We start from the raw sequence: 19,677 nt of genomic DNA on the forward strand, positions 1-19,677 counted from the left end.
TCAGACCTGCATCCGCATGATCTCGTTGAACGACTCGAGCGCCTTGTTGCGCACGGCGGTCGTCAACTGGGTGGTCACCGAGGCCTCGGTGGCGGCCAGGGTGTAGTCGTGGATCGAGTCGAGGTCACCGGTGGCAGCCTGCACCGCGAGCCGGTCGGCGCTGCGCTGCACGCCGTCGAGCCGGTCGAGGGAGTCGGTGATGAACTCGCCGAAGTCGACGCCCGAGGAGGACTCGACGCTGGGCACCGAGGAGCCGAGCCGCGCGGCGCCGACGCTGTCGGGGCCGGCGACCTGGGGCAGCTGCATGGGGGTGAAGCCGATGGCCTCGATCCCGTTGATGCTCATCAGGAGCGTCCGATCTGCAGGGCCGTGGAGTAGCCGTCCTGGGCGCTCTGGGCGACCTTGGCCGCGGCCTGGTAGCCGCGCTGGGCCATCACGAGCTCGGTCATCTGGGTGGTCATGTCGACGCCGGGCATCCGGACGTAGCCCTGCTCGTCGGCGAGCGGGTGGTCCGGGCTGTGCACCAGCTTGCCGTCGGGGTCGGTGTTGACGATGCCGGCCACGTCGACACCGCCACCGGGGCGGGCGGTCGCGACCACCATCTGGCCCTGGAAGGCCTCCTGGTCGGGGGAGACCGCGGTGTTGATGTTCGCGATGTTGTTGGCGAGCGCGTCGAGCCAGGTCTGGTGCATGCCCAGGCTGGAGGAGGCGATGCCGAGGGTGTCGAAGGCGCCCATCACATACCACCTGCCACGGTCTTCAGCAGCGCAGCGCGGTCGGAGACCGCCCGGGCGATGACCTTGTACTGGGCTGAGTTCTGGATGGCGGCCATCGTCTCCTTGCGCAGGTCGACGTTGTTGCCGTTGGGGCCGACCGGGGTGTCGGTCGGGGTGAGGACGGGCGCCACCTCGGCGGAGAGGTCACCGCCGCTGATCGCGGCCTTCAGCGCGGACTCGAAGTCGACGCTGGTGGCCCGGAAGTCGGGGGTGTCGACGTTCGCGATGTTGTTCGCGATGGTCTTCGACCGGGTCGACAGGCCGTCGAGGGCGCTCGTGAGCACCGACCCCACAGGGTCGGACAGGACGGATAGCACGGAAGAGTCCTCCGGGGCGAAGGGCGGTGCCGGTCCATCGGCGAAGGGGGCGAGCGATCCGTGCTCGCCCCTTCCTTCGGCTCAGTGGCCGGGGCACCTGAGACTTTTCCGGACGTCTTTCGGCGGAAGGGGCACATCGGTGGTCGAGCCTGCCGAGACCCGCCCCGGTGGTCGAGCCATTCCGTCGGTCGAGCTGTCCGCTGGTCGAGCCGCGAGGAGTGCTAGCGACGATGCGAGTCGAGACCCGGTGAGCGACGCAGGGCGGTGACCGCCCCTCCCGGTGGTCGAGCTTGCCGAGGCCCCGCAAGACGCAGCAGGGCGGTGACCACGATGGTCACCGCCCTGCCTCAGCTTCTGGGGTCTCGACTCGGCTCGCTGGCGCTCGCCGGCTCGACCAACGGGCTACCGCCTACGCGCTCACGTCGACGAACCGCGGCACCGCCATCGGCCGCCCCGCAGCCCGCTCGACCTTGAGCGTGAACTGCTGCTGCCCGCGCAGCCCCTCGAGCCGGGTCTCCAGCTGCTCGCGCAGGTGGTCCTGGCGCTCGAGCAGCGCCCGGGCCCGGGGGAGCAGGGAGGACGGCATCGGCTCGCCGGGCTCGTCAGGGGTCCAGGCATCGACCTCGGGCGCTCCGTGCCCGTCGAGCATCGCCTCGGTGCGCACGACGTCCAGCTCCAGCCGGTCCAGGAGACACTCCCAGTTGAGCAGGGAGCGCTCCTCCGGCGTCAGCGCGGTCATGCGCTCGCGGCGGCGTTGGAGAGCGCCGCCTCCCGCCAGCTGTCGCGCAGCTGGTTGACGGTGACCAGGCAGAACTCGACGGCCTCGGCGTCCTTCTCGACGTTGGCGCGCACGAGCCGCTCGTAGAGATAGTCGTAGAGCGAGGCCAGGGCGGGCCCGCCCTCCCACACGTCGACCCGCAGGGTGTGCCGAAGCTCGAGGACGATGTCCTGGGCGTGCGTGAGCTGACCGTGGGCGGCCGCGGCGTCTCCGTCCTGGATGGCCGCGAGGCCGCGCTGCAGGTCGAGGCTGAGCCGCTCGTAGAGCATGATCAGCAGAGCAGCGGGGCTGGCGGTGCTCACCGAGTTGGCCAGGTAGGCCCGCTGGGCGTTGGGGTTCATCGGCGCTGTCCTTCCCTGGTCCGGTCGATGAGTCAGTTGTTGTAGTTCGGCAGGCTGGAGATCTGTCCGGCCAGCCAGTTGCCCTGGCTGTTGAGCCTGGAGAGAGCGGTCTCGAGGGCGGTGTAGGTGCGCTGGAGGGTCTCGCGGCGCAGCTCCAGTCGACGGTCCCAGGCCTCGATGTCCCCGCCGAGCCGCTTGATCGTTGTCTCCCGGCCGGAGATCGCTGTGGTGACGCTGCCGGTGTCGCGGTCGTGCGCAGCCTTGGTCACGCCCTCGACTCGGGCAGCCCAACCAGCCTGTGCTCCCTCGGTGGCCGAGGTGGTGAAGCGGGCAGCGACGCCGGCGGGGTCTTTGGCGTAGGCGTCCTTGAACTTCGCCTCGTCGAAGACCAGCTTGCCCGAGCGATCGGTCTGGATGCCGACCTCGGCCATGGAGGTGTTGTCACCACTGAAGACCGAGCTCGCCAAGGCGCTGCGCAGGCCGCGACTGGCTGCCTCGCCTGCCAGGATCCCCTTGGTGCCGGTGGCGCCGGGGTTGGTCTGGGTGTCCAGGTGCGAGAGCAGGTCGTTGACCTGGGAGACCAGATCCTTGACCTTGCTGGTGATGCCGGAGGAGTCCTGGGCCACGGTGAGTGTGGCCTTGGTGGACTTGCTGGGGTCGAGCGCGTCGGCGACGACCCCGTCGGCGAGGGTGACGGTGACGCCGGGCACCAGGTCGGTGAAGACGTTGGTGGCCGACTCGGCGACGATGCCGCCGACGTCGATCTGGGCGCCGACGCCGGTGCGCGTGGTCGCGGCACCGAGCACGGTCTCGTCGAGGTTGGTGAGCGTGAAGGCCTTCTCGCTGCCGACGGTGTCGGCGGTGATCTGCAGCCGGTAGGCGCCGTCGGCGGTGCGCACCGGGGCGGCGGTGACGCCGGCCTTGGCCTCGTTGATGGCCTTGACCACGCCGGCCAGGCTGCCGTCGGAGCTGAGGCTCTTGGTCTCGCCCCCGACGGTGAGTTCGAAGGCGCCGTCAGCGGAGGTGAGCACCTGGGCATCCATGGCCACGGCGGTGGCGAACGTCTGCTGGTGGGCGACCGCCGGGCGGAGCACGGTGAGGTCGAGCCTGGTGGCGATCGCGCTTCCCGTGGTGGTGACGCTGACCAGGCTGTTGCTGCTGGTGCCCTTGACGGTCTGCCACGTCTCCGGCTTGGCCAGGGTGGCGGCGGCGCTGCCGAGCGTCGAAGCGCGGGTGTTCACCTGACGCAGCGCGGTGAGCACCGAGTTCTGAGTGTTCTGCTGGGTCTTCAGCCGGTTCTGTGACATCGCCTCCAGCTGCATGAGCTGGTCGATGATCGTCGCGGAGTCGAGACCGCTGGCCAGGCCGCTGATGCTGCTGGTCGCCATGGTCACTCCTCACGGGTCTTCGGGCGGGGCAGGTGAAGCTGCACGTCCGGTGGGCCGCGGGTGCGGCCCACCGGACGTGGTGGTCAGCGTGCCGGCGGATGAGCCGGCTCACCGACCGGAGACATCAGCGCAGCAGGGACAGGACGCCCTGCGGGGCCTGGTTGGCCTGCGCCAGCATCGCGGTGCCGGCCTGCGACAGGATCTGGCTGCGAGTGAAGTTCATCATCTCGGAGGCCATGTCGGTGTCGCGGATCCGGCTCTCGGAGGCGGAGAGGTTCTCGACCGCCACGTTGAGGTTGTTCACCGTGTGCTCGAAGCGGTTCTGCAGCGCACCAAGGTCTGCACGGGTGGTGGAGACCGTGGCGATGGCGGCGTCGATCTTGGTGATCGCAGCCTCGGCGCCAGTGGCGGCGTCGAACTTCACCGACGCAGCGGCAACCTGCTCCGCGGTAGCGGCGGCATCGGGAGCGTTGCCGGTGACCACGAGGTTGCCACCGGTGACCGCAGCGGAAGCGATGTCGTCGCCGAACGCGTTGGTGATCGCGGTGGTCAGCTTGGTCGTGCGGGTGGCGACGTCGTCGGCCGCGTCGTACTTCACGGAGGCAAGGTCGAGCGACTTGCTGCCAACGGTGATAACGCCGTCCAGCGACTCGAAGCCCGCGGCGGTGGCGAGGTCCGCACCTGACGTGGTGACGGTTCCCGCCGTGCCCGCGACGGCGTTGACGACGGTGGCGTCCGTCTCTCCGCCGTTGACAACGTCAACGCTGGAGACACCGAGGCCGTTCGCGCTCATCGAGGTGCCGACCGTGACGGTGATGGACTCCCCGTCGTTGGCACCCACCTGGAACTTGCCGCTGTAGCTGCTGTCCAGCAGCTTCTGGCCGCTGAACTTGGTGGTGTCGGCGATCCGGGTCAGCTCGGACTTGAGCTGGCCCATCTCGGACTGGATGTTCTTCTTGGCGTTGTCGTCCAGCCCACCGGTGTTGGAGCCCTGCACGGCGAGGTCACGCATCCGCTGGAGGATCTTGTGGGTCTCGGTGAGCGCACCTTCAGCCGTCTGCACGACGCTGATGCCGTCCTGGGTGTTGCGGACGGCGACCTTGAGTCCGCCGACCTGCGAGCGCAGGCCCTCGGAGATGGCCAGACCAGCAGCGTCATCGGCGGCGCGGTTGATCCGGTAGCCGCTGGACAGCTTCTCCAGCGACTTCGACATCTGGCCCTGGGTGACCGACAGGTTGCGGTAGCTGTTGAGAGCGTCGATGTTCTGGTTGATGCGGAGACTCATGATGGATCCCTCCTGGATGACGTGAGTCGGGGTTTGAGGCCCATCCGTGGGCCCCTTCGCGGTGATGATCGGCGGCGGCTTGGGGCCACCTAAGAGAAAAGCCCCGAAGAATTTCTTCTCGGGGCGAAGGGGGCCAGATCGGCGTGGTGGCATCAATGGCCTCGACCGGCTCGACGGGGTGCGAGCCGGCCGCGGGGCTGTCGTAGGGCGTGGCGGACCACCACCTCAGGCGGTCTCGTCGAGCGAGAGCGGCATCGAACGACGCAGGCCTGCCGCGTGCCGGGCCAGCACCGAGTCGACGTACGCCTCGCGGCGGCGCGCGGCGCAGCCCTCGGGGCGGGGGTGCGGGGCGACGAGCTCGGGCTCGAGCGCGCGATGCATGGCCTCGCGCAGCAGCACGAGTGCCTCGGCGCGGATCTGCGAGATGCGCGACTCCGAGACGCCCAGCTGGGCGGCGGTCTCGGCCATCGGCCGTTCTGCGAGGAAGTACTGCTCGACGACGATGCGCATCCGCTCGGGCAGCTCGGCGATCGCCTCCATCAGATAGGTGAGCTGCTCGCCGTGCAGCGCCATCGCGGCCGGGTCAGGGGTCTTGCTGACCAGGTGGTCGGCGAGGGCGTCCTCGGAGGCCTGCAGCGAGAGCACCTGGGCGCGGGCGACGTCGTCGTCGTTGGCCGCGATCTCGTCGAGGGTCATCCCGGCGGTGCGGGCGACCTCCTCGTCGGTGGGCTTGCGGCCCAGGCTGGTGGCCAGCTGGGAGCGGGTGGCGTCGAGGTCGCGGGCGCGGCGGCGCACGGAGCGGGAGGCCCAGTCGATGCTGCGCAGCTCGTCGAGGACGGCGCCGCGGATGCGGGTGGACGCATAGCGGGGGAACGGCACACCGCGCTCCTCGTCGTAGGCCTGTGCCGCCTGGAAGAGGGCGAACAGGCCGGCCGAGGTGAGGTCGTCACGGTTCACGTACGACGGGACGCGGCCCATCGTCTCCCGGACGATGTGGCCGACGAGGGGGAGGTGCTGGTGGACCAGCGCCTCGACGTCCGTCCGCACTGCTTCTGTGTTCACGAGAGGGATCCTGTCCGATAAACGAGACCGCGGAAGCCCCTCCGGGCCTAATCCGACACGGTTGGTCCGAAGTCCCCCCGGTTCGGCCATGCGAAGCACCCTCCGAGGTGGTCTGGAGTGGCCATTCCAGATAGTCCGGGGGACTAGTCCTCGATGGCCGATCGGCCATTTGTCTGGACCAGTGAACTTGTGCGAGGTCCGGATTATCCTCAGTTCGGTAACAACCGACCCGTCGTGAGCGCTCACGTCGACCACGAGATCCAGCAGGCATGCGGCGTTCTGCGGCCAGTAGCTACTGGGCGCCCACAGAACATCCACAAATCGGTAACAATCGCCGGGAGTCGAAAGGTGCCCGCGTGTCGCCTGGACAACGCCGAGACAACCGCTCGAGACCCGCTCCCTCCCCCTCTCTATGCACTCGCTCCCGCGCGCCATCGCCTGGATCCCTCAGGAACTCCGGGGGGCGACCGATCGGTCCCTCGTAGGTGCCGGGAGGACTCGGCCCCCCCATGCCCCACGAAACGAAACGAGGAGTCGTGATGTCAGAGCACGTCATCGAGCGGCTGTCGCTCGTGCTCTGGAGGGAGCGCGAGCTGCTCGAGTCGCTGCGCTACAAGCTGGAGGTCGAGCAGCTGGTGATGGCCGGCGGACGCAGCCAGTGGCTGGGCCGCGCCGCCACCGAGGTCGAGCAAGTGCTCCAGGTGATCCGGGAGACCGAGGCGCTGCGGGCCACCGCCGCCGACGAGGTTGCCGTCGCGATCGGCCTGCCGGCCAACCCCAGCCTCACCATGCTAGTCGACTCCGTCGACGAGCCCTGGCACACCATGCTGCGCGACCACCGGGACGCCTTCGCCGCGATCACCGACGACATCGTGCGGCTCGCCGACGCCAACCGCGGCCTGATCGCCGCGGGCTTCCGCTCCGCGCGCGAGACCCTGCTCAGCATCGACGCCGGCCTCTCGACCTACACCCCCAGCGGCTCCGCGGTCACCGAGCGGGTCGCCGCCGCACGTCTCGACAGGAGCCTGTGAGTGAGCAGCTTCGGGTCGCTCAACACCGCGCTGACCGCGCTGCGGTTCCAGCAGACGTCGATGGACGTCGCCAGCACCAACGTCGCCAACGTCGCCACCGAGGGCTACGTGCGCCGCCGCGTCGTCGGCCAGACGCTCGGCGCCGCGGCGCAGCCGGCGCTCTGGGCGCACAACACCGACGTCGGGGCGGGCGTCACCTCCAAGGGCGTGCAGCGGATGACCGATGCGCTGCTCGACGCCCGTCAGCGCCGTGAGCACGCCGCCCAGAGCTACCTCGACCTCACTGCCGAGGTGCTGGCCCGGGTCGAGACCGGACTCGGGGAGCCCGGTGAGAACGGCGTCGCCGCCGCGATCGACGGGTTCCGCAGCTCGCTGCACGACCTGGAGAACAACCCCGGCTCCGCCGCCACCCGCAGCCAGGTGCTCTCGGCCGCCGGCACACTCGCCAACGCCATCGGGCTGCAGGCTCGCCACTTCCAGGGTGAAGCCGCCGACCAGGGCGTCCGCCTCCAGGTCGGCCTCAGCGAGGTCAACCGGCTCGCCGGCGACCTGGCCAAGACCAACACCACCATCGCCGCCGGCAAGGGCACCGACACCAGCTCGCTGCTCGACACCCGCGACCGGCTGGCGCTTCGCATCGCCGAGCTCACCGGCGCCGCCGCCACGATCCAGGACGACGGCCAGATGACCGTCACCCTCCAGGGGCAGACCCTGGTCAGCGGCGACCAGGCCCACGAGCTCGTGGTCACCGGAGGGTTCGACGTCGACGGTCAGCTCGACGGCGAGCAGGTCACCTTCGCCATCGACGACGGCTCCGGACCGGTCGACCTGGACGCCACGATCGGCGGCGAGCTCGGCGCCGTGGGCAACCTGATCAACACGGTCCTGCCCGACTACCTCACCCAGCTGAACACGCTAGCGACGCAGCTCGCCGACTCGGTCAACGCCCAGCACGGGTTGGGCTTCGACCAGGCCGGCGACGCGGGCGTTGACCTCTTCGACTACGACCCCGACAACGCGGCCAGCAGCCTCAAGATCCACGACGACATCGCGGGCCGCCCCGAGCTCGTGGCCGCCTCTCTCGTGAGCGGCGGCCCCAACCGGGACGGGTCGAACGGCGCGGAGCTCGCCGGGAAGATCGCGATCGAGGACGGCTACCTGCGCCTGGTCAACGACTTCGGCACCAAGGTCGCCTCCGCGTCCCGCCTGGCCGCCAACCAGGCAACCCTCACCGGTCAGATCGACACCGCCCGCGACCAGCAGGCCGGAGTCAGCCTCGACGAGGAGACCGTGAACCTCCTCATGGCCCAGCGGGGCTATGAGGCAGCCGCCCGGGTGATGAGCACGCTCGACGAGGTGCTCGACACCCTCATCAACAGGATGGCGATCTGATGACTCGGGTCACGCACAACATGCTCGGTCAGCGCTCGCTCGCCGGCCTGCAGGGCAGCCTCACCCGGCTCGCCCAGATCCAGGAGCACCTCTCCACCGGACGGGTCATCAACCGGCCCTCCGATGACCCGGCCGGCGCCACCTCCGCGATGCAGGTGCGCTCCTCGCTCACCCAGGAGCGCCAGCACGTCCGCAACGCCGACGACGGCCTCGGTTGGTTGGCCCAGATCGACAACGCCCTCGACGCCATCGGCGACCAGGTCGGCCGAGCACGCGATCTGGCCCTGCAGGGCGCCAACAGCGGCAGCATGGGTGACGCCTCTCGCAACGCGCTCGCGGCCGAGGTCGAGCAACTGCGCCAGGGGGTCATCGCCGGCGCCAACGCGACGTACCTGGACCGCCCGGTCTTCGGCGGGCTCACCGCAGGCCCTGTCGCCTACGACGCCGACGGGACCTACGTTGGCACTCCCGATGCGGACGGCGGGGTCAAGCGCACCGTGGCCGACGGCGTGGTCGTGCGCGTCGACGTGACCGGCCCCGCCGTGCTCGACGACGCAGACGGCGACTCGGTGATGACCCACATGGACAATCTGGTCACCGGGCTCCGGACGGGCGACCAGACCATGATCGAGACCGCGATCGGCAAGCTCACCGACGCCAGCAACCGCATCGACACGATGCGCGCCGACGTCGGCACCCGGGTCCAGCGCATCGAGTGGGCCAAGGCCCAGGCCGATGACAAGGAGATCTCGCTGACCAACTCGCTGTCCGAGATCGAGAACGCCGACCTGGCCAAGACCGTCGTGGAGCTGCAGTTGCAGGAGGTGGCCTACCAGGCCGCCCTCTCCGCCACCGGCCGCGTGATCCAACCGAGCCTCCTGGAGTTCCTCCGATGACCGTCTTGACCATTGACGTTTGCGAAGATGTGGCGACCCGCTCGTCCCGCCCGATCGCAGGAGTGCACGTGACCGACCCGCAGGCCGACCCGGCCGCGACCCAGGACCTGCCCCTGATCGAGATGGTGCGGCCGATGGTCGGCTTCCCCGAGCACAAGATGTTCGCGCTCGTCCGCCTCGGCGACGACGGGGTGCTCACCAGCCTCACCTCGGTCGAGGACGAGAGCCTGCGGTTCCTCGTCATGCCGCCCGGGCAGTTCTTCCCCGACTATGCGCTCGACCTCTCCGACGACGTCGTCGCCGAGCTCGAGATCGCCGACGCCGCCGACGTGCTGGTGCTCGTGGTGCTCACCGCCGGGGCCACGCTGGTCGACACCACCGCGAACCTGATCGCGCCCGTGGTCGTCAATGTGCGCTCGCGCAAGGCCGCCCAGGTCGTGCTCGACGACTCGAACCTGCCGGTCGCGGCCACGCTGGTCGGCTGAGGGTCTCGGCAGGCTCGACCACCGGGGGCGCTCGACCACCGGGGTCTCGGCAGGCTCGACCGCCGATAAGGCTCGGCAAGCTCGACCACCGAGGACGCTCGACCACCGAGGCGCGCTCGACCGCCGACTCGACTACCGCGGCGTGTCGCGGGACCTGGCCCGATGGCCAGGCGCGGCAGGTAGCCTCGTCCCATGCTGGTCCTGAGCCGCCGCGTGGGCGAGTCCATCGTCCTGGGCACCGACATCACCGTCACGGTGCTCGACGTGCGCGGCGACCTGGTGCGCATCGGCATCGCCGCGCCCCGCTCGGTCGAGGTGCACCGCGCCGAGCTGCTCGAGGCGCTCGAGGAGACCAACCGCAAGGCCGCCTCGCCCACCGAGGACGCCGTCGCGAGCCTCTCCGAGGCGCTGCGCAAGCGCGCCGACTGAACCCCTCCCGCCGGCGCCCGCGCCCGGCGTACAAACCCGTTGAACCCCGCCGGGGGCCGACCTACGGTGTACGCACACGGGAAAGGAGGTGGTCCGAGAGTGATTTCTTCAAGGACGCGTGAGGTGGTCGCGCGCTAGCAGCGCCGCCCGAGTAAGGGACGCGTGCTGCCGGCAATCCACCGCAGCCACCCGACCCGCAGGCGATCCGGTCCGTCCGCCGGAGGGGCTCCATCCGGAGCCACGCCTGCGGGTCGTCCCATTTCCGACTCCTCTTGTTCGCCCCCGCCGCCCCGGGACGTCATACGACCTGGCGGCTGGGGCGACCACCCCGTATGACGTCCCGCGGGAGGTCATACGAAGTGGTTGTCAGAGCGACCGGAGCGTATGACGTCCCCGGGCGGGCGACCGAAGGCTGCGATGGGTGACGCACGCCACCCAGAGATCGTTGTACTAGGCAACCAAGTGGAATAAAGTTGCGCAAGTCAACGATCTACCCCCTGTGAAGCGAGCGTCAGTGACCCGCCCCAGCCCCACTCCGTCCGGACCGTCGGCGGCCGCCGGAAGCCCCGTGACGCCGGCGGCCCCGGCCGAGACCACCGGCCAGATGACGCACCGCGAGATCCTCGAGGCGCTCAGCGGGCTGCTGATGGCGATGTTCGTCGCGATGCTCTCGAGCACGATCGTCAGCAACGCGCTGCCGGTGATCGTCACCGACCTCGAGGGCAGCCAGACCGGCTACACCTGGGTGGTCGTCGCCACCATGCTGACGATGACCGCGAGCACCCCCATCTGGGGCAAGTTCGCCGACCTGTTCTCCAAGAAGCTGCTGGTGCAGATCTCGCTCGGCATCTTCATCGTCGGGTCGCTGATCGCGGCGTTCGCGCCCAGCATGGAGGTGCTCATCGGCGCCCGGGCCTTCCAGGGCCTCGGCGTCGGCGGCCTGACCGCGCTGGTGCAGGTGATCATCGCGAGCATGGTCACCCCGCGCGAGCGCGGCCGCTACTCCGGCTACATCGGCGCCACCTTCGCCCTCGCCACCGTGAGCGGCCCGCTGATCGGCGGTCTCATCGTCGACAGCCCGCTCGGCTGGCGCGGCACCTTCTTCGTCGGCATCCCCGTCGCCGTCCTCGCCTTCGTGCTGCTGCAGAAGACGCTCCACCTGCCGGTGGTCAAGCGCGAGGTGAAGATCGACTACGCCGGCGCCACGCTGCTGGTCGGCGGCGTCTCGGTGCTGCTGGTCTGGGTCTCTCTCGCGGGCGACCAGTTCGCCTGGGCATCGGGCACCACCGCGGTGCTGGTCGCCGCCGGAGTCGCGCTGCTCGCCGCCGCCGTCTACGTCGAGGCGCGGGTCGCCAGCGAGCCCGTCGTGCCGCTGCGGCTCTTCCTTGACCGCACCACCACGCTCGCCACCGTCGCCTCGGTGCTGATCGGCGTCGCGATGTTCGGGTCGACGGTCTATCTGAGCCAGTACTTCCAGATGGCCCGCGGCATGAGCCCCACCGAGGCCGGCCTGATGTCGATCTTCATGGTCGGCGGCCTGTTCGTCTCCAGCATCGTCTCCGGCCGCGTCATCACCGCGACCGGCGTGTGGAAGCGCTGGCTGGTCGGCGGCATGGTGCTCGTCGTCGCCGGGCTCGGCATGCTCGCCACCATCGACGGCAGCACCAACCTGCTCACGATCGGCGGGTTCATGCTGGTGCTCGGCGTCGGGCTCGGGGCCACCATGCAGAACCTCGTCCTCGCGGTGCAGAACAACACCGCCCAGGCCGACATGGGCGCGGCCAGCTCCGTCGTCGCGTTCTTCCGCACCATGGGCGGCACCATCGGCATCTCGGTGCTCGGCGCGATCCTCGGCCACCGCACCGCCGACGCGGTCAGCGCCGGCCTCGCCGAGCGCGGCATCGACGCCACGCACGGAACCGGCGAGATCCCCGACCTCAGCACCGCCCCCGCCTGGTTCGTCGACCTCTACCAGTCGGCGTTCGGCGAGGCGACCGGCCACATCTTCCTCATCGGCGTGCCGTTCGCCGTAGTGGCGCTGGTCTGCATCTGGTTCATCAAGGAGGTGCCGCTGCGCACCACGATCCTGCGCGAGGACGAGCTGGCCGCCGAGGTGGCCGCCGAGCTCCGCGCCGGGGAGGCGAGCCGGTCGTGAACGCCAGCACCAGCACGAGCAGCACCAGCACCCGCACCGACCAGCTGCAGCGCCTCGAGGACGAGTTCGGGCTGCTGGTCCGCCGGGTCCGGCGGGTGCTGTGGGAGCGGGCCCGCACCATCCACCCCGACCTGCAGCCCGCGACGTACCTGCTGATGGCGCACCTCGCCGCCCACGGGCCGCTGCGCGCCACCGCCATCGTCGAGGCGATGGACATCGACAAGGGCGCGATCAGCCGCCAGCTGCACCACCTCGAGGAGCTCGGGCTGGTGCGGCGCGAGCCCGACCCGACCGACGGGCGCGCGACGCTCGTCGAGGTCACCGACGAGGCGGTACGCCGCCTGGGCGCGGTGCGCGAGAACGCTCGCGGCCGGCTCGAGCGGGTGCTCGCCGACTGGGACGACGCCGACCTGGCGTTGTTCGTCGACGGGCTGGCCCGCTACAACCGCGCCACCAGCGGGTCGCCGGACTGAACCGCTCGCCCGACCCCGGCTGGCGTGGCGGGGTCGTGTGCCCCACGAAGGGCTATGGCGCGTTCTCAGGCACACGAGTGTCTCGCGCACGCTGAACCGTCGCCCGACCCCGGCCGGCGTGGCGGGGTCGTGTGCCCCACGACGCGCTATGGCGCGTTCTCAGGCACACGACCTCGGGCCGGGCGTTGAACCGGCCGCCGACCCGTCAAGCGTTCCTCGACACGCCGCGCAAACGCGGGAATCAGTGACGGGTCGGCGGGGGACTCAGAGCTCGAGCCACACCGCGGTGTCGGGGGGCAGCTCGCCCTTGACCGGACCGCTGGCGATCACGATCTCACCGTCGGGCAGCGGCACCGGGGTGTCGCCGCAGTTGAGCAGCACCGTGAGGTGGTCGCGGCGGAAGGCCAGCACGTGCTCGCCGGCGTCGGGCAGCAGGTCGATCTCGCCGGCGTGCTCGCCCTCGTGGGGCACCAGCGCCCGCCGTGCCGCCAGCGCCCGGCGGTAGAAGTCCAGCGTCGAGTCGGGGTCCTGGGCCTGCACCTGGGCGGTCACCGCGGCCCACTCCAGCGGCTGCGGCAACCACGGCTGGCCCTGGCAGAGGCTGAACCCGAACGGCGGCTCGGTGCCGCCCCACGGCAGCGGCACCCGGCAGCCGTCGCGGCCGACCTCGCCGGTGCGCAGCCAGGCGGGGTCCTGCCGCGACTCCGGCGGCACGTCGACCTCCTCGAGGCCGAGCTCCTCGCCCTGGTAGATGTAGGCCGAGCCCGGCAGCGCCAGCATGGTCAGCGTCGCGGCCCGCGCCCGGGCCAGGCCCTGCGCCCCGCCGCCGTAGCGCGTCACGTGGCGCACCACGTCGTGGTTGCTCAGCACCCAGGTGGGGGAGGCCCCGACCGGCTCGACCGCGGCGATCGTGCTGCGGATGACCTCGGCGAACGACTCCGCCGACCACGGCGCCAGCAGCCAGGAGAAGTTGAACGCCTGGTGCATCTCGTCGGGCCGCACGAACCGGGCCATCGACTCCTCGGTCTGGGTCCAGGCCTCGGCGACCAGCATCTTGTCGCCGTCGTACTCCTCGAGCACCCGGCGCCAGCGGCGGTAGACCTCGTGCACGCCGGGCTGGTCCCACATCGGCTCGTCGCGCATCCGGCGCTCGACCATGCTCTGCGCGGTGAGCAGCTGGGCGTGCTCGCCCTCGGCGGTGTGCACGTGGTGGTGCTCGGCGTGGGGGTCGGCCGGCGCGGCGGGGCCGCTGCCGGGCATGTGGTCGGCGCCGATCTCCTGGTCGCGCAGGCTCTCCTCCTTCACCAGGCCGTGGGCGACGTCGATGCGGAACCCGTCGACGCCCCGGTCGAGCCAGAACCGCAGCACCGACTCGAACATGTCGCCGACCTCGGGGTTGCGCCAGTCGAAGTCGGGCTGGGAGGAGTCGAAGAGGTGGAGGTACCACTGGCCGTCCTCGACGCGGGTCCACGCCGGGCCGCCGAAGACCGAGTGCCAGTTGTTCGGCGGCTCCGAGCCGTCGGGGCCGCGGCCGTCGCGGAAGAGGTAGCGCGCCCGCTCGGGGCTGCCCGGCCCGGCGGCCAGCGCCGCCTGGAACCACTCGTGCTCGTTCGAGCTGTGGTTGGGAACCAGGTCGACGATCACCCGCAACCCGAGCTCGTGGGCGCGGGCGACCAGCCGGTCGGCGTCGTCGAGCGAGCCGAAGCGCGGGTCGACGTCGCGGTAGTCGGCCACGTCGTAGCCGTGGTCGTGCTGTGGCGAGGGGTAGAACGGCGTGATCCACAGCGCGTCGACACCCAGGCGCTGCAGGTAGGGCAGTCGCGCGGTGATGCCCTGCAGGTCGCCGACGCCGTCACCGTTGCTGTCGGCGAAGCTGCGCACGTAGACCTGGTAGGTGACCGCGTCGCGCCACCAAGGCCGGGAGGACGTCGTTGGATCGTTCAAGACCATGGGTCCCACCATACGGAACCGACCACCGTCACCGGCGGGGAGTCGGGGTCAGCGGAAGGCGTCGGGGTCGACGGCGACCCACACGTGCTCGGCGGTGGCCAGCAGCCGCCCGGAGGCGTCGTACAGGCTCGACGCGGTGGAGGTACGCCGCCCCTCGTCGCCGCGGTGCTCGCCGACCACCACGTGCCCGGCGCCGACCTCGGGCAGGGCGTCGAGGCGGGCCGTCATCTGGCCGAGCACCATCGGCCGGCCGGTGAGGTCGCAGGCCCAGGCGCTGACGCAGTCCAGGGCCGCCCAGGTGACCGGCGCGGTGACCGGCGCGGTGGCCTGCCGGGTGGCCCGGTCTCCCTCGCCGGCGACGCCCGGCTGCGGAGTCCACGTCGCGGCGACCCGCGACCGGCCCTCGACCGCGGCCACGGGGCCGGGGAAGATCCGCAGCCCGTCGCCCGGCTCGCGGTCGACGCCGCAGGAGAAGCAGGTCGGGAAGGGGTGCTCGCGGTGGCCGGCGTAGCCCGGCTCGGCCGCGCGCGCCTGCGCGAACGCCACGCCCGGCACGGGGGTGAGGTCGGCGTCGCCGGCCCGGGCTCGGGCCACCGGCGCCCCGTCGCGGAGCGCGACCGTCCAGCCGTCGTCGGCCTGCAGCGCCATCGCGGTGCCGAGCGGCGGTGGCTGCTGCAGTCGCACGGTGACCGTCGGCCCGACCGACGAGGCGATCAGTGCCGCCAGCGCACCCGCGGTCCAGCCGCCGTTGCCGGAGGCGGGCGGGCCGTTGAACCGGGCAGGCACCAGCAGCGCCCGGGCAGGGGCGGGAATGGCGTCGGTGGAGAGCGTCACCGGCGCATCCTCTCCCACCGGTCCAGGGTCTCGCGGCGCTCGGCGGCGTGGTCGACCAGCGGCGGCGGATAGCCCGTCGCCTCCCGGTCGGCCGGCGACGGGTCGTGGACGTCGGAACCGGCCGGCAGGTCGCGCAGCTCCGGCACCCAGCGGCGTACGTAGCTCCCGTCGGGGTCGAAGCGGCGGCCCTGCCCGGTCGGGTTGAAGACCCGGAAGAACGGAGCCGCGTCGGTGCCGCTGCCGGCGACCCACTGCCAGCCGTGGGAGTTCGACGCCAGGTCGCCGTCGACCAGCCAGCGCTGGAAGTGTCGGGCGCCGTGCTGCCACTCCACGTGCAGGTCCTTGACCAGGAAGCTCGCGACGATCATCCGCACCCGGTTGTGCATCCACCCGCTCGCGCGGAGCTGCCGCATGCCGGCGTCGACGATCGGGAAGCCGGTGCGCCCCTCCCGCCAGGCGTCCAGGGCGGGGCCGGGCGGGTCGTAGTCCAGGCGGGCGAACTCGGGGCGCCAGTAGTCGCGCGCGGAGTCGGGACGGTGGTGCAGCACGTCGGCGTAGAAGTCGCGCCAGGCCAGCTCGCGGCGCAGCGCGGCCGGACCGTCACCAGGGCCGGACAGGTCCGCGAGCAGGCTCCGTGGATGCACCTCGCCCCACTTCAGGTGCACCGACATCCGAGACGTGCCGTCGAGGTCGGGGCGGTTGCGGCGCTCCGCGTAGCCGGCGGCGCCGTGCTCCCCCGGCTCCTCAGCGTCGACGAACGCGCGCCACCGCCGCCAGGCCGCGCCCTCGCCCGCCTCGGGGAGGGCCATCCCGGCCGGCGGCTCCGTCGGAGGCAGCTCGGCGGTCGTGATTCGGTCGAGGGCGCTGCCGTCGACCCATCCGTGCTCGGGCGCCGTGAACGCCGGCGCCGGGGCCGGCCACCCGTGCTCGGCCCACCGGCGCAGGAAGGCGGTGTAGACCCGGAACGGTCCGCCGCTGCCGGTGTGCAGGGTGCCGGGTGGCACGGCGTACGCCGAGTCGGTGCGCACGAGCGTGCGGCCCTCGGCGGTCAGCGCGGCCTCGACCGCGGTGTCCCGGGTGGAGCCGAGCGGCCCGAAGTCGGCCGTGACGTGCACCCGCTGGGCGCCGACGGCACGGGCCGCGGCGGGCACCTCGCGCTCGGCCTCGCCGGTGAGCACGACCAGCCGACCGCCGGTCTCGCGCAGGCCGGCGTCGAGCGCGCGCAGCGAGCGAGCCAGATAGGCGCGGCGGGCCGGCCCCGCCGGGCCCCACAGGCGCGGGTCGAGCACGAACACGGACAGCAGCTCACCGTCCGCGGCGGCCGCGAGCAGCGCGGGGTGGTCGCGCAGCCGCAGGTCGCGGCGGAACCACATCACCGAGGGCACCTGCCCAACCTGCCAGGCGGGCCCAACGCCCCGGCGTCACGGCGGGTGTCGGCGTCGCGTCACCTCGCGGCCGCCGGCGCCGGACCGGACTCGGCGGCTGTCGGTGCCGATGGGTAACAATGGCCCGCGTGAGCGATCTGATCGACACCACCGAGATGTACCTCCGGACCGTCTACGAGTTGGTCGAGGAGGGGATCGTCCCGCTGCGTGCGCGGATCGCCGAGCGGCTGCACCAGAGCGGGCCCACCGTGTCGCAGACCGTGGCCAGGATGGAGCGCGACGGCCTGCTCACCGTCGAGGGCGACCGCCACATCGAGTTCACCGAGGAGGGCCGGCGGCTGGCCACCCGGGTGATGCGCAAGCACCGGCTCGCGGAGCGGCTGCTCACCGACGTGATCGGCCTCGAGTGGGAGCTCGTCCACGAGGAGGCCTGCCGCTGGGAGCACGTGATCTCCGAGACCGTCGAGCGGCGCCTGGTCGAGCTGCTCGACCACCCCACCGAGTCGCCGTACGGCAACCCGATCCCGGGGCTCGACGAGCTCGGCGAGCACGGCGCGAGCGAGGCGTTCATGGCCGGCGTCGAGCCGCTCTCCTCCGCGGCCGGGGCCGAGGAGGGGCGGGTGCTGGTGCGGCGGATCTCCGAGGAGATGCAGAAGGACGAGCTCCTGATGAGCGCGTTGCGCCGAGTGGGCGCGCTCCCCGACAAGACGATCACGGTCGTCTCCACCCCGGAGGGGGTGCTGGTGGGGGCGGGCGGCGAGTCGGCGGAGGTGACCCCCGAGGCCGCGGCGCACATCTTCGTCCGGCGCCTCTGACGCTCGACCGGGGGCCCGATCCCGGCGCTCCAGAAAGTGGACTAGACCGGCGCATGGTCGCATGCCTGGCGGAATCCTCCTGTTACCGATCTGTGGATCTTCGCGTGGCATCGTGCGGATCGGATGTTCGTCTCCGGGGGTTACGGTGGAGATCGATAACCATCCTCGGGATCTGTCGTTGAAAACGCCGTGGTGCCGAGGGTGCGCTACAGGGGGAGAAGAGTGATGGAGATCGTCGAGGTTCCGACCAAGGTCGGAGCGAGCAGCCGCGTGCTGGATGTCGCGCACACCACGCTGGGCCTGAGCCGCGGGCTCGAGCCCGGTGAGGAGCTGGTCATCCGCGACCGCGCCGGTGAGTTCCACGCCGCCACCGTCGCCGACATCTCCTTCAGCCTCGAGGACACCCACTACGTCCTCACCGTCGGCGCTCGGCTCACCGCCGAGATGGCCGAGCAGCGCCGCCTCGGTCTCGAGGCCGGCTCCGAGGACGCCGAGATGCACGAGGTCGTCGACCTCCTCGGCGAGCTGCGCCGCATCCGCGCCGAGCGGGCCGCGAAGGCCTACACCGACAACGAGGTCGCCCGCCCCACCGCGGGCCTGCCCCACGAGCGCCACGCCCGCCAGCGCACGCGCCGGGTCAGCGCCCTGGGCTGACCGGGGCCGACCCGCTCACCTCGAGTGGCCTCAGGCCACCCGGTCGGCCAGCGAGCCCAGGAACTCGCTGCAGCCCGCCTCCACGCGGTACGCCGCGAGCGCGTCGCCGCGGGTGGCCCCCCGGTTGACGACGACCACGGGCGTGCCCTGCCTGGCCGCCCGGCGGACGAAGCGCAGCCCGCTCATCACGGTGAGGCTCGAGCCCGCTACCAGGAGCGCACCCCTCGTCTCGGCGAGTCCGTCGAGCTCGGCGTAGCAGCGCTCGACGCGCGCTCGGGGCACGTTCTCGCCGAAGAACACCACGTGCGGCTTCAGCACGCCCCCGCAGACCGGGCAGCCGGGCACGACGAAGCCGGCCACCGCCTCGGCGTCGTCGAGCTCAAAGTCGCCGTCGGGCCGGTGCGCCGCGGCGGCGTACCGCTCGAGGAAGCCGGGGTTGAGCGCGGCGAGGGTCGCCTGCAGGGCGTCGCGGCCGCCGGTGCGCCGGCAGTCGAGGCAGACCACCTCGGAGATCCGTCCGTGCAGGGCCACGGTGCGCGGCGTACCGGCGGCCTCGTGCAGCCCGTCGACGTTCTGGGTGATCAGCAGCCGGGCGCCGAGGCGGGCCAGGGCGCGGTGGCCCGCGTTGGGCTCCGCGCGGTGCATGCGGGCCCAGCCCAGGTGGCTGCGCGCCCAGTAGCGCCGCCGTGCGGCCGGGGTGGCGACGAACTCCTGGTAGGTCATCGGCGCCCGGGCCGGTGATCCGGGTCCGCGGTAGTCGGGGATCCCGGAGTCGGTGGAGAGCCCGGCCCCGGTGAGCACCACCAGCGGCCGGCCGACGAGCAGGTCGAGCGCGGCCTCGGGGTCGTCGGAGCGTTCCCGCGGGGCGGACGGCCCGATCGCGGCGTGGGGCAGCGCCGTCACGGCAGCATCGCCACCGTCATCGCCACCGGTCGGTCACCGGGCGTACCGCACCGCTGCCCGGGCGCGGGCCTTCTGCGCCTCGACCTCGCGGTCCTTGGGCGGGGCGGTGGTGACCAGTTCGGCGAGCAGGTGGCGGGTGGCGTGGGCGACCTCGGCCACGGCCCGGTCGAAGGCCGCCTGGTTGGCCTGGGAGGGGCGGGTGCTGCCGCTGACCTTGCGGACGTACTGCAGCGCGGCCGCAGCGACCTCGTCGTCGGTGGCCGGCGGCTCGAAGTTGTGGAGCTGGCGGATGTTGCGGCACATGCCGACGAGGGTACGTCGAGCCGGC

22 protein-coding genes are annotated in these 19,677 nt (G+C 71.7%); 9 read left to right on the plus strand and 13 right to left on the minus strand.

Annotated features, from left to right (window positions below):
* From fliE to D6B71_RS07380, 8 genes are all read right to left on the minus strand, one after another.
* Entirely contained in the window at positions 1 to 345 is a 345-nt protein-coding gene (gene fliE / locus D6B71_RS07345; RefSeq protein WP_121253534.1) for a flagellar hook-basal body complex protein FliE, read from the minus strand.
* The gene (locus D6B71_RS07350; RefSeq protein WP_121253536.1) at positions 345 to 737 is read right to left on the minus strand and encodes a flagellar basal body rod protein FlgC; all 393 of its coding nucleotides are present in this window, start codon (positions 735 to 737) and stop codon (positions 345 to 347) included. Before D6B71_RS07350 ends, fliE begins: the two co-directional genes overlap by 1 nt.
* Positions 737 to 1,093: a flagellar basal body rod protein FlgB gene (locus tag D6B71_RS07355; protein ID WP_121253538.1), complete on the minus strand. Its 357-nt coding sequence runs from the start codon at positions 1,091 to 1,093 to the stop codon at positions 737 to 739. The genes D6B71_RS07350 and D6B71_RS07355 overlap by 1 nt, the downstream gene beginning before the upstream one ends.
* A gap of 409 nt (positions 1,094 to 1,502) precedes the next feature.
* Positions 1,503 to 1,832: a hypothetical protein gene (locus D6B71_RS07360; RefSeq protein WP_121253540.1), complete on the minus strand. Its 330-nt coding sequence runs from the start codon at positions 1,830 to 1,832 to the stop codon at positions 1,503 to 1,505.
* Complete coding sequence (fliS, locus tag D6B71_RS07365) at positions 1,829 to 2,212, minus strand: flagellar export chaperone FliS (protein WP_121253542.1); 384 nt, start codon at positions 2,210 to 2,212, stop codon at positions 1,829 to 1,831. The genes D6B71_RS07360 and fliS overlap by 4 nt, the downstream gene beginning before the upstream one ends.
* A 32-nt stretch (positions 2,213 to 2,244) precedes the next feature.
* A complete protein-coding gene (gene fliD / locus D6B71_RS07370; RefSeq protein WP_121253544.1) occupies positions 2,245 to 3,600 on the minus strand; it encodes a flagellar filament capping protein FliD in 1,356 nt (451 codons plus the stop codon).
* Between the two features lie 124 nt (positions 3,601 to 3,724).
* Positions 3,725 to 5,038 carry a flagellin N-terminal helical domain-containing protein gene (locus tag D6B71_RS23755; RefSeq protein ID WP_276310989.1) on the minus strand — a complete coding sequence of 438 codons (1,314 nt, stop codon included), beginning with the start codon at positions 5,036 to 5,038 and terminating at the stop codon, positions 3,725 to 3,727.
* Positions 5,039 to 5,110: 72 nt separating this feature from the next.
* Complete coding sequence (locus D6B71_RS07380; protein ID WP_240641196.1) at positions 5,111 to 5,947, minus strand: sigma-70 family RNA polymerase sigma factor; 837 nt, start codon at positions 5,945 to 5,947, stop codon at positions 5,111 to 5,113.
* 539 nt (positions 5,948 to 6,486) lie between these two features.
* Between D6B71_RS07380 and D6B71_RS07385 the strand changes: the two genes are divergently transcribed.
* The 7 genes from D6B71_RS07385 to D6B71_RS07415 all read left to right on the plus strand — a co-directional run bounded on the left by D6B71_RS07385 (position 6,487) and on the right by D6B71_RS07415 (position 12,808).
* Complete coding sequence (locus tag D6B71_RS07385) at positions 6,487 to 6,978, plus strand: flagellar protein FlgN (RefSeq protein WP_121253550.1); 492 nt, start codon at positions 6,487 to 6,489, stop codon at positions 6,976 to 6,978.
* A complete protein-coding gene (gene flgK, locus D6B71_RS07390; RefSeq protein ID WP_121253552.1) occupies positions 6,979 to 8,370 on the plus strand; it encodes a flagellar hook-associated protein FlgK in 1,392 nt (463 codons plus the stop codon). It begins immediately after the preceding gene.
* The gene (locus D6B71_RS07395) at positions 8,370 to 9,266 is read left to right on the plus strand and encodes a flagellin N-terminal helical domain-containing protein (RefSeq protein ID WP_121253554.1); all 897 of its coding nucleotides are present in this window, start codon (positions 8,370 to 8,372) and stop codon (positions 9,264 to 9,266) included. The genes flgK and D6B71_RS07395 overlap by 1 nt, the downstream gene beginning before the upstream one ends.
* A 68-nt stretch (positions 9,267 to 9,334) precedes the next feature.
* Positions 9,335 to 9,751 (plus strand): flagellar assembly protein FliW, encoded by a 417-nt coding sequence (gene fliW, locus D6B71_RS07400; RefSeq protein WP_240641197.1) that lies wholly within the window; start codon positions 9,335 to 9,337, stop codon positions 9,749 to 9,751.
* 192 nt (positions 9,752 to 9,943) lie between these two features.
* Complete coding sequence (gene csrA / locus D6B71_RS07405) at positions 9,944 to 10,180, plus strand: carbon storage regulator CsrA (protein WP_121253558.1); 237 nt, start codon at positions 9,944 to 9,946, stop codon at positions 10,178 to 10,180.
* A 568-nt stretch (positions 10,181 to 10,748) separates the two neighbouring features.
* Positions 10,749 to 12,335, plus strand: a complete 1,587-nt coding sequence (locus D6B71_RS07410; protein ID WP_240641198.1) for an MDR family MFS transporter — start codon at positions 10,749 to 10,751, stop codon at positions 12,333 to 12,335.
* A complete protein-coding gene (locus D6B71_RS07415; protein ID WP_121253560.1) occupies positions 12,332 to 12,808 on the plus strand; it encodes a MarR family winged helix-turn-helix transcriptional regulator in 477 nt (158 codons plus the stop codon). The genes D6B71_RS07410 and D6B71_RS07415 overlap by 4 nt, the downstream gene beginning before the upstream one ends.
* A 264-nt stretch (positions 12,809 to 13,072) precedes the next feature.
* Here the strand turns inward: D6B71_RS07415 and D6B71_RS07420 are convergent, their stop codons facing one another.
* Genes D6B71_RS07420 through D6B71_RS07430 form a run of 3 tightly spaced genes read right to left on the minus strand, consistent with a single transcriptional unit; the run spans position 13,073 to position 16,977 of the window.
* Entirely contained in the window at positions 13,073 to 14,758 is a 1,686-nt protein-coding gene (locus D6B71_RS07420; protein WP_121253562.1) for a glycoside hydrolase family 13 protein, read from the minus strand.
* 48 nt (positions 14,759 to 14,806) lie between these two features.
* The gene (locus D6B71_RS07425; protein ID WP_240641199.1) at positions 14,807 to 15,592 is read right to left on the minus strand and encodes a hypothetical protein; all 786 of its coding nucleotides are present in this window, start codon (positions 15,590 to 15,592) and stop codon (positions 14,807 to 14,809) included.
* Complete coding sequence (locus tag D6B71_RS07430; protein ID WP_240641200.1) at positions 15,589 to 16,977, minus strand: cryptochrome/photolyase family protein; 1,389 nt, start codon at positions 16,975 to 16,977, stop codon at positions 15,589 to 15,591. Before D6B71_RS07430 ends, D6B71_RS07425 begins: the two co-directional genes overlap by 4 nt.
* Before the next feature lie 128 nt (positions 16,978 to 17,105).
* Here D6B71_RS07430 and D6B71_RS07435 point away from each other — a divergent pair, with 128 nt between their 5' ends.
* Together D6B71_RS07435 and D6B71_RS07440 are read left to right on the plus strand one after the other, a co-directional pair.
* On the plus strand, positions 17,106 to 17,792 hold the full coding sequence (locus D6B71_RS07435; protein WP_121253910.1) for an iron-dependent transcriptional repressor DtxR: 687 nt from the start codon (positions 17,106 to 17,108) through the stop codon (positions 17,790 to 17,792).
* A 225-nt stretch (positions 17,793 to 18,017) separates the two neighbouring features.
* Complete coding sequence (locus tag D6B71_RS07440) at positions 18,018 to 18,446, plus strand: hypothetical protein (RefSeq protein ID WP_121253564.1); 429 nt, start codon at positions 18,018 to 18,020, stop codon at positions 18,444 to 18,446.
* Between the two features lie 30 nt (positions 18,447 to 18,476).
* Here D6B71_RS07440 and D6B71_RS07445 read toward each other — a convergent pair whose 3' ends face one another.
* Together D6B71_RS07445 and D6B71_RS07450 are read right to left on the minus strand one after the other, a co-directional pair.
* Complete coding sequence (locus D6B71_RS07445) at positions 18,477 to 19,349, minus strand: NAD-dependent protein deacetylase (protein WP_240641201.1); 873 nt, start codon at positions 19,347 to 19,349, stop codon at positions 18,477 to 18,479.
* A gap of 33 nt (positions 19,350 to 19,382) precedes the next feature.
* Positions 19,383 to 19,652, minus strand: coding sequence for a DUF2277 domain-containing protein (locus D6B71_RS07450; RefSeq protein WP_121253566.1), 270 nt, complete (start codon positions 19,650 to 19,652; stop codon positions 19,383 to 19,385).
* Between the last annotated feature and the right edge of the window lie 25 nt (positions 19,653 to 19,677).

Origin of the sequence: Nocardioides ferulae, assembly GCF_003660455.1 — a bacterium.
Classification (GTDB): Bacteria; Actinomycetota; Actinomycetes; order Propionibacteriales; family Nocardioidaceae; genus Nocardioides; species Nocardioides ferulae.

What these genes read in the sequence shown, in the direction of transcription:
- fliE (WP_121253534.1), bottom strand. Translation starts at nt 345, where the DNA reads ATGAGCATCAACGGGATCGAGGCCATCGGCTTCACCCCCATGCAGCTG.
- D6B71_RS07350 (WP_121253536.1), bottom strand. Translation starts at nt 737, where the DNA reads ATGGGCGCCTTCGACACCCTCGGCATCGCCTCCTCCAGCCTGGGCATG.
- D6B71_RS07360 (WP_121253540.1), bottom strand. Translation starts at nt 1,832, where the DNA reads ATGACCGCGCTGACGCCGGAGGAGCGCTCCCTGCTCAACTGGGAGTGT.
- fliS (WP_121253542.1), bottom strand. Translation starts at nt 2,212, where the DNA reads ATGAACCCCAACGCCCAGCGGGCCTACCTGGCCAACTCGGTGAGCACC.
- fliD (WP_121253544.1), bottom strand. Translation starts at nt 3,600, where the DNA reads ATGGCGACCAGCAGCATCAGCGGCCTGGCCAGCGGTCTCGACTCCGCG.
- D6B71_RS23755 (WP_276310989.1), bottom strand. Translation starts at nt 5,038, where the DNA reads ATGCCACCACGCCGATCTGGCCCCCTTCGCCCCGAGAAGAAATTCTTC.
- D6B71_RS07385 (WP_121253550.1), top strand. Translation starts at nt 6,487, where the DNA reads ATGTCAGAGCACGTCATCGAGCGGCTGTCGCTCGTGCTCTGGAGGGAG.
- D6B71_RS07395 (WP_121253554.1), top strand. Translation starts at nt 8,370, where the DNA reads ATGACTCGGGTCACGCACAACATGCTCGGTCAGCGCTCGCTCGCCGGC.
- csrA (WP_121253558.1), top strand. Translation starts at nt 9,944, where the DNA reads ATGCTGGTCCTGAGCCGCCGCGTGGGCGAGTCCATCGTCCTGGGCACC.
- D6B71_RS07420 (WP_121253562.1), bottom strand. Translation starts at nt 14,758, where the DNA reads ATGGTCTTGAACGATCCAACGACGTCCTCCCGGCCTTGGTGGCGCGAC.
- D6B71_RS07440 (WP_121253564.1), top strand. Translation starts at nt 18,018, where the DNA reads ATGGAGATCGTCGAGGTTCCGACCAAGGTCGGAGCGAGCAGCCGCGTG.
- D6B71_RS07450 (WP_121253566.1), bottom strand. Translation starts at nt 19,652, where the DNA reads ATGTGCCGCAACATCCGCCAGCTCCACAACTTCGAGCCGCCGGCCACC.